The sequence below is a fragment of the Cardinium endosymbiont of Nabis limbatus genome (assembly GCF_965196625.1).
Lineage (GTDB): Bacteria > Bacteroidota > Bacteroidia > Cytophagales > Amoebophilaceae > Cardinium.
In genome coordinates this window covers 604,400-616,232 of the sequence record NZ_OZ239769.1, presented here as the reverse complement: position 1 = coordinate 616,232, position 11,833 = coordinate 604,400, and the positions used below count along the sequence as shown (strand labels likewise).

Sequence of the window (11,833 nt, the reverse complement as noted above, 5' to 3'; positions counted from 1 at the left end):
AAACTGGCTTAAGCGATGGAATGTGCTATTATCATACAAGTGTAATTTCAAGACCTAGGCCTCTTAGTTCATGAATCAATACATTAAATGATTCGGACAGATTAGGCTTTGGAATATTATTACCTTTCACAATTGCTTCATAAGCTTTAGATCTACCGACTACATCATCTGATTTGGTATTGAGCATTTCTTGTAGCGTATAGGCAGCGCCATATGCTTCTAATGCCCAAACTTCCATTTCACCAAATCTTTGTCCTCCAAATTGGGCCTTACCGCCCAATGGTTGCTGGGTAATCAAAGAATAAGGACCTGTAGAACGGGCATGCATTTTATCATCTACCAAATGGGCAAGCTTGAGTAGATATACTACACCAACCGTAACTTTTTGACTAAATGGAATACCTGTACCCCCATCATAAACAGTTGTTTTACCAAAAGAAGGCAAACCAGCTTGCTCCAACTCACTGGAAATCTGATCTAAGGGCATACCCTCAAAAATAGGATTGGTATATCTTTTTCCTAATTCATAGCCAGCCCACCCCAAGACGGTTTCATATAACTGACCTAAGTTCATACGAGAAGGCAATCCAAGTGGACTCAATACGACATCTACTGGTGTACCATCTGCTAAGAATGGCATATCTTCTTGAGGTACAATCTTACAAACAATACCTTTATTACCATGCCTCCCAGACATTTTATCACCAACCTTTAGCTTTCTTTTTTCTGCAATATAGACCTTAGCTACTTTTACAACCCCTTTTGGTAAGCCATCGCCTGCTTCTAGTGTAAATCTTTCACGTTTAAAGCGTACAATAGATTCTGTACATTTTTTAACATAATTGCGTACAATACGCTGTACCAAATCATTTTTAGATGCATCAGCCGTCCAATTGCTAGGCAAAAGATCGCCAATTAGATTGGCTTCTGCTGGAACATTATAAAGCGACTCATCCCGGTAAATATTTTTAGAGGGGAAGAGTTTTTCAGTAATCAACGAAGCAGTAAGTTCTGTACCTTCTGGAATAATTTCATCACCAAATTGGTGATAAATACCATTCGTAACCACCCCATCTAAAACCACTGAGAGCTTTTTAATGGCTATATCACGCAATTTTAGCAAATGCTTTGCATGCACCTTCTTTAAGAAGTCTAGTTCTTTCTTAACTCTTTCTTTACTTTCTTTATTTCTTTCAGGGCTAGAGAAGATTTTAGTATCGATCACAATACCCTCCATCCCAGAAGGAACCCTTAAAGAGGTATTTTTTACATCACCTGCTTTATCACCAAAAATAGCCTTTAAAAGCCTAGCTTCTGGGGTAACATCTATTTCACCCTTTGGGGTAATTTTACCAATTAAGATATCACCTTCTTTAACTTCTGTACCTACTTTAACAATGCCATGGAGGTCTAACTTAGCTATTGCTTCTTCACTAACATTTGGAATTTCATTGGTCAACTCTTCTGCGCCAAATTTGGTATCTTTTACCTCCAGGATAAATTCTTTGATATGAATAGAGGTAAAGACATCATCCCGAACAATACGTTCAGAAATTACAATACCATCTTCAAAGGTATATCCCTTCCAAGATAAGAAGGCTACTTTTAAATTTTTACCCAGTGCTAGTTCCGCATTTTTAGTAGCATAGCCTTCGCAAAGCACTTGACCTTTTTCTACACGACTTCCTTTAGAAACAATTGGCGACAGGTTAATGCAAGTGCTTCGGTTGGTACCCCGAAACTTATCTATGGAATAGGTGACAGAAGCTTCATCAAATGCAACAAGGGTTTCTTCTGGTGAACGATCATACTGCACCACAATGGTTTTGCTGTCTACATAGGTAACCAAACCATTGCCTTCGGCAGTAGGTAAACCCCTAAACTCTTTAGCGACTCTTTTTTCTACTCCGGTACAAACAATGGGTACATCTGGTCGAACCAAAGGAACGGCCTGACGTTGCATGTTAGAACCCATCAATGCACGACTCGCATCATTGTGCTCCAAAAATGGAATTAAAGAAGCCGCAACGGAAGCAATCTGACTGCTGGAAATATCCATATAATTCACCTGCTCTGGCTTTACAAGTGGATATTCATCCGCATTTCGGACTTTAACGCGGCTATCTAGAATAGCACCATTTGCGTCTAACCGGATACTGGCTGGGGCAAAATTAGCTTGCTCTTCTTCTGCAGCATTAAGATAACAAATGGGACCAGTAAGGTCAACTTTACCATTTTCTACCCGCCTATAAGGTGTTTCAATAAAACCCATGTTATTTACACGTGCATACATGCAGAGTGAGGAAATCAGACCAATATTCATACCCTCTGGGGTTTCAATGGTACACAACCTTCCATAATGGGAATAATGCACGTCACGAACCTCAAAACCAGCACGATCTCTAGAAAGTCCACCAGGCCCTAGTGCAGATACACGGCGCTTATGGGTAATCTCTGCCAATGGATTGACTTGATCAATTAGCTGAGAAAGGGGATTTATGCCAAAGAAAGAATTAATCACAGAAGAAAGTGTACGTGCATTAATCAGATCTGCAGGCTTAAATAGCTCATTGTCTCTAATATTAATGCGTTCACGAATGGTTCTAGCCAAACGCGAAAGGCCCACACCAAATTGGGCAAAAAGTTGCTCCCCAACAGAACGAACCCGACGATTGCTTAGATGGTCAATATCATCTACTTCTGCTTTACCATTGACCACTTTAATGAGGTAATGAATAATTTCTATGATATCTTCTTGTGTCAAGACACAAGTCTTTATGGGAACGTCTAGGTTTAATTTTTTATTGATCCTATAACGGCCTACTTCACCTAGGGTATACCGCTTACTACTAAAAAAAAGGCTTTCTACCGTCTCACGAGCAGTCTGCTCATCAGGGGGCTCCGCATTGCGCAACTGACGGTAAATTTGCCCTATGGCCTCCTTGGTATCATTGGTACTATCTTTCCCAAAAGAATTATAAACAAGATGGTAATCGGCATAAACGGCTTCTGATTTATGCAAAATAATAGAAGGTACATCAAAAGATAAAATGGTCTCTATAACCCCTTCATCCAATACAGTATTGCGTTCCACAAGGACGTCATGACTGGTGCGTATATATTCCTCACCAGTTTCTTCATCTACATAACTTTCTTCAGAGCTTTTTAAAACCCGAGCAGCTAACTTACGGCCTATATGTTTTTCCAGCACGTCTTTACTGGCCTCTACTTCATCTGCAAGACCAAATATATCTAAGATGTCTTTATCACTACTGTACCCAATGGCACGCAACATAGTAGTAATGGGAATTTTCTTTTTCCTATCTAGGTAGATGTACATCACCGAATTGATATCAACGGAAAATTCAATCCAAACACCTTTGGCAGGCACTACTTTAGCAGAGTAAACATTTGACCCACTAATGTGCTTGTTTTGAAAAAAGAAAATACCAGAAGACTTGTGCACTTGAGAAACAACCACACGCTCCACACCACTCAAAATAAAAGAACCTTGATCAGTCATATAGGGCACATTACCCAAAAAGACCTCTTGCTCAATGCCTTCATATTTGCCCGTATGTTCATCATTTTGCAACAAACGCAACTTTGCTTTCAAAGGCACATCGTAGGTCAACCCGCGTTCAATACACTCCCGAGGCGTATATTGGGGAAGCTCTAAATTATAATCAATAAACTCCAGAATATAGTTCCGCTTAGAATCCTCAATAGGAAAATGCTCCATAAAAACTTTATAGAGCCCTTCACTTATTCTATTTTCTGGACTAACACCCAGTTGAAAAAAGTCCCTAAAAGACTTTAACTGGATTTCAAGCAAATCAGTATAATTTGCAGGGGCATCAGCAGAAGACATATGGCAATTTTGTTTACTAGATTGTTTTTTCTCCACGAAGGTGCTACAAGTTTATAGTTTATAGTTTATAGGAAGCAAAAAAAGAATACACTCCCCCCCGGCTACATGAACATTAAGTAGGCCAAGCATTGAAGGAAGCAAAACATACAAGATGCATGACCGAACCTAAATTAGTAACCTTTAACACCCCCAACAATATATTATAGTAGGATAGCTGACTACTTCAGCTCAACCTCTGCACCAGCTTCTTCTAATTTTCTTTTGATCGTCTCTGCTTCTTCTTTAGGCAGGTTCTCTTTCATCGTGCCTGGCACACCATCGACAAATTCCTTAGCTTCTTTTAAGTTCAATCCGGTTATTTCTTTTACCAATTTTACCACAGCCAGCTTAGAAGCACCTCCTGATTTTACAACCACATCAAATGTTGTTTTTTCTGCTACCGCTTCAGCAAGAGCAGCAGGACCAGCTGCCATCACCATAGGAGCTGCAGCAGCAGGCTCAATACCATACTCATTCTTCAAAATATCAGATAGCTCATTTGCCTGCTTAACCGTTAAATTAACAAGCTGTTCGGCTAAAACTTTTAACTCGGTCATAATTATTTATAAAATTTAGATAGATACAAAAACACAGAAACTTTTTTGTTAAGCAGATGCTTTCGACAAAGTTTCTACTACACCCATTAAACGTCTTTCTCCAGATTGAACCGCAGCCACAACATTTAAAATAGGCGCTTTCAAAAGCACCATAATATCGCCTAAAATCTCTTCTTTTGATTTTAGGTTACTCAACGCATCCAAATGCGCTGCACCAATAAATAAATCACCATGAATAGAAGCGCCCTTCAATACAGGAAGATTTAATTTTTCAGCTTCTAAAAAAGCTTTTAACATTTTTCCGGGGGCACGCCCACTGTCACGGCTAAATAAAATACCAGAAAACCCCTTTAATATGCTTGAAAAAGAGCTGGCATAGGCTGCACATTTTTCAGATCGCTCTAGGGCCTTCTGTATCAGAGTATTTTTAGCTACTTGATAAACTATATCTTGTTCCGAACAGCCTTTTCTAAATTTGTTTACCTGCTCTACGGTAAGCCCCATAGCGTCTACCACATAAAAACAGTCGAAAGTAGAAAATTTTTCTACCAGACCTTCTATAACCTGTAATTTTTCTTCTCGTTTCATTTTTCTAAAGCCCAACGGCAATGCTCCTATCTACAAAAACGCCTCTACTCATCGTGCTAGAAAGGCTAATACTATTTATATAAAGCCCTTTTGAAGAGGCAGGCTTTAACTTAACAATGGCTCTTAACAGCTCTGTCACATTTTCTACTATCTTTTCCTGGGGGAAAGATACACGGCCTATGCTACTATGTACAATGCCATACTTATCTACCTTAAAGCTTACCTTTCCGCTTTTGACTTCTTTAACCATCTTAGCTACATCCATGGTTACCGTACCTACCTTAGGATTAGGCATCAGGCCACGAGGACCTAATATTTTACCTAGCTTACCCAGTTTAATCATAACGGTTGGCATAGTGACAATAACATCTACATCTGTCCACCCAGCTGCTATTTTTTCTATATAATCATCTAAGCCTACATAGTCAGCACCAGCTTGTTTGGCTTCTTGTTCTTTATCAGCCGTACAAAGTACTAAAATCCTGCAAGATTTGCCTGTCCCATGCGGAAGGGAAACGGTTCCCCTTACCATTTGATCAGATTTTTTAGGGTCGACCCCCAAACGAACCGCAATATCCATGGAGGCGTCAAACTTTGTAAAAGTACTTTTTTGCACCAGCTGCACCGCTTCATTTAAGTTATATACCTCTTTGGAAGCAACCGTTGCGCTATGTTTATTACTTTTTTGAATGGCCATTTTCATATCTTTTAGTTAACCCAAGGGGCAGTACCTTGTACCGTAACGCCCATACTTCTTGCCGTTCCAGCTATCATACGCATGGCTGCATCTACATTTAAAGTATTTAAATCGGGGAGCTTATCCATTGCAATTTGCTTAATCTGCTCCCAAGTAATACTGGCTACTTTACGCCTATTGGACTCAGGAGAGCCTTTTGTAATCTCCGCAAGCTTCATAATAGAAAGAACCGCAGGGGATGTTTTAATGATAAAGTCAAAAGACTTATCTTGATAAACGGTGATGATTACAGGTACAATTTCTCCTTGTTGATCTTTTGTTCTAGCATTAAACTGCTTACAGAACTCCATGATATTGATACCCTTACTACCCAGTGCTGGACCTACTGGCGGAGATGGATTAGCTGAACCACCTTTAACCCGCAGTTTTACATAACCTAAAATTGGCTTAGACATAATTATATGAATTTTATAAAAATCCTTAGCGCACAATGCGCTTCTTGATTAGACTGTTTTGCACAACCCACTTGCACAAGAAGTCTTTTAAAAAAGCTTCTTAAGCTGCGTATAACTTAACTCTACAGGGGTACTCCGCTCATCAAAAATTTTAACAACTACATTTAACGTTTTCTTTTCTTCAAAAATCTCTTGTACTTTTCCAGAAAAGCCTGCAAAAGGCCCATCTATGATTTCAACTACTTCACCTAAAGAGAAAATAGCACTTAACTTGAGCTGACTAGGTTCAAGGTTATTGGTTTTACCTATAATCCGATCTACTTCTGTTTGACTCAATGGAACAGGTGTGCCACGCCAACCCCTAACACCTAAAAAACCCAAAGCGCCTGTTATACTTTTTAGCAACTGTACAAGAAGGCCATTTGACAAATCTGCCTGCAAAAATATATAACCAGGAAATAAGTGTCTGTTTTTTACATATTTTTTCCCAGAACGGACTTCATATACTTTTTCATAAGGTATTAACAGCTCACTAACAATATGCTGTAAATTACTTCGTACAAGCTCTACTTGCAGATTAGCCTTTATTTTTTCTTCTTGCTTAGCGACTACCTTAAGCACATACCACTGTAACGCATTCATTCAAGTCGTCGATTTTTTAAAAAGCATTATAAAACCAGACAAAAGCCCTTTTTAAAGACCAATCCATGAGCCCAATAAGAAGCGCAAATACAAAAGAGGCTACAAGCACAAGTATAGAACTACTTTGCAACTTATGATAAGGAGGCCAAGTAACTTTACACCTTACTTCCTGTATCAGATTCTGTATAAATATCTTTGCTTTTGACATATTATTTGATGCACGGGTGGAGAGACTCGAACTCCCAGCCTATGGTTTTGGAGACCACCACTCTACCAGTTGAGCTACACCCGTATTGTTTACACCATGACTAGAAATTAGAAACAAAACCAAACTGCCTTAAGGGACTTTCTAGGATAAATAAACAATAAGTAAGCACTAAAATGAACTACTCAATGATTTCAGTAACCCTTCCAGCACCAACCGTTCTACCGCCCTCACGAATCGCAAAACGCAACCCTACCTCCATAGCAATACTGTGGATAAGTATAATTTCCAAATTAATATTATCACCTGGCATAACCATTTCAACACCCTCAGGCAGCTTTACTTCACCTGTAACATCTGTTGTTCTAAAGTAACACTGTGGCCTATACTTGTTAAAGAATGGTGTATGACGCCCTCCTTCTTGTTTGGTTAAAACATAAACCTCAGCCTTAAACTTACTATGTGGCTTAACACTGCCTGGCTTGCAAACCACCATACCACGTTGAATAGATACTTTGTCAATGCCACGAAGCAGAAGCCCTACATTATCGCCAGCTTCACCCCTATCTAGGTTTTTTCGGAACATTTCCACACCGGTAACCGTAGAAGCCAACTTGTCAGCCCCCATACCAATAATCTCAACAAGGCTACCTGTAGTAATCACACCTTTTTCAATTCTACCGGTTACAACGGTTCCACGACCAGTAATCGTACACACCCCCTCTACAGGCATCAAAAAGTCTTGATCTACCAATCGTACAGGAAAAGGAATATAATTATCTACTGCATCCATCAACTCCTCCACTTTGGCTTCCCACTGTGCTTCACCATTTAAAGCGCCCAAGGCAGAGCCACGAATAATAGGTGTATTATCCCCATCAAATTTATAGGCATTTAAAAGATCTCTAATTTCAAACTCAACCAACTCGATCATCTCAGGATCATCTACTAGATCGACTTTATTTAAAAAAACTACAATACGTGGCACACCAATTTGGCTGGCCAAAAGAATATGCTCCCTTGTTTGAGGCATCGCACCATCTGTAGCAGCAACCAAAAGAATTGCACCATCCATCTGAGCAGCGCCTGTAATCATATTTTTAACATAATCCTTATGGCCTGGACAATCCACATGGGCATAATGCCTATTTTTAGTTTGATATTCTACGTGCGCAGTGTTAATGGTAATCCCCCGTTCCTTTTCTTCCGGAGCAGCATCAATAGACGAAAATTCTTTTTTTTCCGCCAATCCTGCTTTAGCCAGTACCGTAGTAATAGCAGCGGTCAACGTTGTTTTTCCATGATCAACGTGCCCAATGGTGCCAATATTTACATGGGGTTTTAATCGATTAAATGTTTCTTTTGCCATAGCGTATAATTTATAATTTTTTAGATTTTCAATAAAATAAATAATGCATCCAATACATTTCTGGATCTACCTAAAACGAACTTCCTCAGATCTATTCCAAAATGGAGCCAATGACGGGATTTGAACCCGTGACCTCTTCCTTACCAAGGAAGCACTCTACCACTGAGCTACACCGGCCCTTATAGAAACCAAAGAGCGGGAGACGAGGATCGAACTCGCGACCTGAAGCTTGGAAGGCTGCCGCTCTACCAACTGAGCTACTCCCGCTTTATCATAAACACTTGCAACTACTGCCCCCTAGTGGGGAGAGAAGGATTCGAACCTTCGAAGCTTACGCAACGGATTTACAGTCCGCCCCAATTGGCCGCTCTGGCATCTCCCCAATTACAATTAAAAAAGACAGGAAAAAGTAGCATATCCACCTACCCAAATAGGTCAAGCAAAGCTACAAAAAATATTCCTCTCCTACAAAAAAATTAAAACTGGCATAATCAAAGGAACTTCCTTTAACAACCAAACCACACCTCTACTAGGCAAACAACTTATATCAGATCTACATACACACTAAAGGAGAAAGGCCTAAGTGAATCGGAATAATCAGGCCCCTTTTTTTCCTTAAAAAGGGATGTCAAATTAAAGCCACCTGTTAAACCAAAACGACCATACCCGACGCCAGCTTGCAAACCGCAAGCAAGCAATTTAAGATTAAAATAACTGTTATGAATCGAAGAAGCGCCTGAATCATCGTATTCTTTATAATTCATAACCTGAGTAGCACGCTGACGGAAACCAACCTTCAAACCCAACCAAGTATGAAAGCCCGCCTTAGGGTCTTCTAAGACACTATTAAACCGCAACCTAAACAGCAAATCAATAAAAGGAATCTTAACAGCAGAATAGGAAACTTTTTTAGCGTCTTCATTCTTAACCTCTTCACAATCTGTTTTCGACTCTCCTCTTTTAAGCCTCGGATAAGTAACTTCATCATTATCTTTCTGGCCTGCAAAAGCGTAATACAAAGTACTCCAACCAATCCCTAAGCAAAAAGCAAAACGAGATTGGTTGATACGAATGGCATGTACAAAAGTCCCATTGCCACGGAGCAAGCCATGCCAATCAAATTTTTTCATATTATGAAAATGCAAAAAATCCGAAGGTACCTTACCCATATTATATAAATAATCCATTTTCAAAAACTCAAAGGAAAAGCTAGAATAGTTTTCTACAGATGGAAGATAGGTATCAGACTGATTTTCTTGCGCATCCAAAACAGGTGCATCTGCATGACCTGGAGCAACTGCATGGGTAACATGCGAGGCAATAAAAAACAATAATAGGGGAATGATCTTTTTTTTCATGCAAATTAATGTATAGTATAGCGTATAAATATTACCTAACAAAGGTACTTTTTTTTTAAAAAAAGTCAAAACATTAGTTTGAAATAAATTTTTGTTTATTAAATTTGCATAACGCCTTAAGAGACAGACTCCTCTTGGAACCTACTTGTGATCAGCAATTTTGTAGGAGAAGCGCAGTCGAACACCGCAGAATGCTAGATATATTTGAGGAGGATAGACCAGCTTCGACACCAAAATAACCATTAGAAATAGGTTTCAAGGGAAGGGGCAAGACCCCTCTTGAAGCCTATGGACTTGTAGCTCAACTGGATAGAGCACTGCACTACGGATGCAGCGGTTAGGGGTTCGAATCCCTTCAAGTCCACATGGTCATTCATTCAACGGCGTCAACTTAGGGTTTCCGTCCTTGGTAAATCTTTTCTAAGGGGATTTTTATCTTGATTTTTGCCTGATCAAAAAGATGATGCGGTACCATATTCAAAACGCGCCCGCTACGCGGGCTTCAAAGGAAGCTGTTTTTCCTAATCCTCTGTAAGGAATGAGCTCTATTTCGAAACTTTTTACAGGGGCATTTTCCTGATTTGGCCATAGTTAAGGAACACACAAAGGAATTTGACGCTACTTTTACTGTGCGCCAACTTTTTATCGGCGGCCAACGGCGATGAAATATGCTAACCATCCATTTACATCTCTGTGCTAAAATACTTTTTCTTTCAGTTGACGCCATACAGCTGTATGTATGCGATTTGCCAGATTACTGATATAGACACGCCCCTTGCGTGATTTGGTAAAATCTACCTAATTCTACAATTTTTCCTGGTAAAAAAACCAAGCAAATTTTTAATTATTCAATTGTAAATCACTTTAATTACACTTCTTCTAGCCACTTACAAGATATAAAACCTCCATATACGACAGAAATTAAGTATTGCATAATCATAAAAATTTAATTAATATAGCAAGAATATTTTTTTAAACAATCTAGTTTTATAATCCTTAATGTCGTCTATATCTCCTACTGTAAAAAATAGAAAACAATATGAAAACCTTATTAAAAATATTACTAAAAAGCACTCTATTTTGTTTTACTATAGTAGCAGCTCAGTGCGTTCGCAACAAGGATACACTGAAAAACGAATCAATGGGTCATCAACCAAAAAACACTACTTATACAACAGATCAGCGCAATGCATCGCTGGATCAAAACAAAAATCAAGACTCAAAAACTACGGAGTCGGTTTCAGTGCACACGGATACAGCTGAGAAATATTGTAAACAAGCAGCGTATTACTTGAGCGAATCCAAGCAAGCGTTAGGTAATGCACAAAAAGCTACAACCCAATCAGAACTTGAACAATTCAAAAAAGCAGTCCAAAAGGCAGCAGACGAAGCAGACGAAGCAGCTAAAGCGGCTGAAAAAGCTGCCCAAGCCGCTGCTGACCACAACACGCATGATGTTAAACAGGCGGCTCAGTATGCCCAGAATGCCCGTGAATCTGCTGATGATGCACTAAAAAATGTTGAAAAAGTAGATAAAATTCAATTGCCATATTATAGCCTAATGTATAATGCTACTAGCAATTCTAGCCAAAGTGATTCGATGACGTCTACGCTTGCTACTACTAAAAAAAACACTAAAGAAAATGCTATAAAAAGATTTCGAGCCGCTAAAAAGGAATTAGCTAAAATCAACAACGTAATAAACGAAGAATTGACAAGTGCAATAGAGGATTGCAATTACAATATGGATGATTTTAAAGAAAAAAATAAAAAACTACAAAGTCTGGAAAAAAAAGTTAAAGAAATCGAAAAGGACCTTAAAGAAATAGAGAAAAAAACAGCCTGGAAAGGGAAAGAGGGAAATATAGAAGAGGGTGATCTAAAAACACTAAAAAAATTAGAAGAAGAAATAGAAGAAATTAAAAAACAATTAAAAGAAGCATTAGAAAGCCTCCGCAAAGATATAAAACCAAAGGAAGGGGAAAATATGAACGTAAAGAATAAAAAAAAGAAGAAAAGGAAATTAGGCTGAAATAACCCAAAATAATCATC

Annotated in this window: 10 protein-coding genes and 5 tRNA genes; 2 read left to right on the top strand and 13 right to left on the bottom strand. The window is 38.9% G+C overall.

Annotation, left to right across the window (positions count from 1 at the left end):
• Positions 1-31 precede the first annotated feature (31 nt).
• The 13 genes from rpoB to ACOALF_RS02845 form a co-directional block, all read right to left on the bottom strand.
• Positions 32-3,871 (bottom strand): DNA-directed RNA polymerase subunit beta, encoded by a 3,840-nt coding sequence (rpoB, locus tag ACOALF_RS02905; protein WP_419241913.1) that lies wholly within the window; start codon positions 3,869-3,871, stop codon positions 32-34.
• Positions 3,872-4,089: 218 nt separating this feature from the next.
• Positions 4,090-4,467 (bottom strand): 50S ribosomal protein L7/L12, encoded by a 378-nt coding sequence (gene rplL / locus ACOALF_RS02900; protein ID WP_419241017.1) that lies wholly within the window; start codon positions 4,465-4,467, stop codon positions 4,090-4,092.
• A gap of 48 nt (positions 4,468-4,515) precedes the next feature.
• Positions 4,516-5,055, bottom strand: coding sequence for a 50S ribosomal protein L10 (gene rplJ, locus ACOALF_RS02895; protein ID WP_419241016.1), 540 nt, complete (start codon positions 5,053-5,055; stop codon positions 4,516-4,518).
• A 4-nt stretch (positions 5,056-5,059) separates the two neighbouring features.
• Entirely contained in the window at positions 5,060-5,752 is a 693-nt protein-coding gene (gene rplA, locus ACOALF_RS02890; RefSeq protein ID WP_419241912.1) for a 50S ribosomal protein L1, read from the bottom strand.
• Between the two features lie 11 nt (positions 5,753-5,763).
• A complete protein-coding gene (rplK, locus tag ACOALF_RS02885) occupies positions 5,764-6,207 on the bottom strand; it encodes a 50S ribosomal protein L11 (RefSeq protein WP_419241015.1) in 444 nt (147 codons plus the stop codon).
• Positions 6,208-6,294: 87 nt separating this feature from the next.
• Complete coding sequence (gene nusG, locus ACOALF_RS02880) at positions 6,295-6,849, bottom strand: transcription termination/antitermination protein NusG (protein WP_419241014.1); 555 nt, start codon at positions 6,847-6,849, stop codon at positions 6,295-6,297.
• 16 nt (positions 6,850-6,865) lie between these two features.
• The gene (gene secE / locus ACOALF_RS02875; RefSeq protein WP_419241013.1) at positions 6,866-7,057 is read right to left on the bottom strand and encodes a preprotein translocase subunit SecE; all 192 of its coding nucleotides are present in this window, start codon (positions 7,055-7,057) and stop codon (positions 6,866-6,868) included.
• A gap of 11 nt (positions 7,058-7,068) precedes the next feature.
• A tRNA-Trp gene (locus tag ACOALF_RS02870) sits at positions 7,069-7,141 on the bottom strand.
• A gap of 94 nt (positions 7,142-7,235) precedes the next feature.
• Complete coding sequence (gene tuf, locus ACOALF_RS02865) at positions 7,236-8,423, bottom strand: elongation factor Tu (RefSeq protein WP_419241012.1); 1,188 nt, start codon at positions 8,421-8,423, stop codon at positions 7,236-7,238.
• Positions 8,424-8,525: 102 nt separating this feature from the next.
• Positions 8,526-8,600 (bottom strand) — tRNA-Thr (locus tag ACOALF_RS02860).
• 17 nt (positions 8,601-8,617) lie between these two features.
• Positions 8,618-8,690 (bottom strand) — tRNA-Gly (locus tag ACOALF_RS02855).
• Between the two features lie 34 nt (positions 8,691-8,724).
• Positions 8,725-8,805: transfer RNA gene (locus ACOALF_RS02850), tRNA-Tyr, on the bottom strand.
• Positions 8,806-8,965: 160 nt separating this feature from the next.
• Positions 8,966-9,781 carry a hypothetical protein gene (locus tag ACOALF_RS02845; RefSeq protein ID WP_419241011.1) on the bottom strand — a complete coding sequence of 272 codons (816 nt, stop codon included), beginning with the start codon at positions 9,779-9,781 and terminating at the stop codon, positions 8,966-8,968.
• A gap of 290 nt (positions 9,782-10,071) precedes the next feature.
• On the opposite strand from ACOALF_RS02845, the gene ACOALF_RS02840 reads away from it, so the two are divergent.
• A tRNA-Arg gene (locus tag ACOALF_RS02840) sits at positions 10,072-10,145 on the top strand.
• A gap of 675 nt (positions 10,146-10,820) precedes the next feature.
• Complete coding sequence (locus ACOALF_RS02835) at positions 10,821-11,813, top strand: hypothetical protein (protein ID WP_419241010.1); 993 nt, start codon at positions 10,821-10,823, stop codon at positions 11,811-11,813.
• Positions 11,814-11,833 lie beyond the last annotated feature (20 nt).

Excerpts from the sequence above, each read along its gene's own strand:
- tuf (WP_419241012.1), bottom strand. The coding sequence starts at position 8,423 with ATGGCAAAAGAAACATTTAATCGATTAAAACCCCATGTAAATATTGGC.
- nusG (WP_419241014.1), bottom strand. The coding sequence starts at position 6,849 with ATGAATGCGTTACAGTGGTATGTGCTTAAGGTAGTCGCTAAGCAAGAA.
- ACOALF_RS02845 (WP_419241011.1), bottom strand. The coding sequence starts at position 9,781 with ATGAAAAAAAAGATCATTCCCCTATTATTGTTTTTTATTGCCTCGCAT.
- secE (WP_419241013.1), bottom strand. The coding sequence starts at position 7,057 with ATGTCAAAAGCAAAGATATTTATACAGAATCTGATACAGGAAGTAAGG.
- rplA (WP_419241912.1), bottom strand. The coding sequence starts at position 5,752 with ATGGCCATTCAAAAAAGTAATAAACATAGCGCAACGGTTGCTTCCAAA.
- rplL (WP_419241017.1), bottom strand. The coding sequence starts at position 4,467 with ATGACCGAGTTAAAAGTTTTAGCCGAACAGCTTGTTAATTTAACGGTT.
- ACOALF_RS02835 (WP_419241010.1), top strand. The coding sequence starts at position 10,821 with ATGAAAACCTTATTAAAAATATTACTAAAAAGCACTCTATTTTGTTTT.
- rpoB (WP_419241913.1), bottom strand. The coding sequence starts at position 3,871 with ATGTCTTCTGCTGATGCCCCTGCAAATTATACTGATTTGCTTGAAATC.
- rplJ (WP_419241016.1), bottom strand. The coding sequence starts at position 5,055 with ATGAAACGAGAAGAAAAATTACAGGTTATAGAAGGTCTGGTAGAAAAA.
- rplK (WP_419241015.1), bottom strand. The coding sequence starts at position 6,207 with ATGTCTAAGCCAATTTTAGGTTATGTAAAACTGCGGGTTAAAGGTGGT.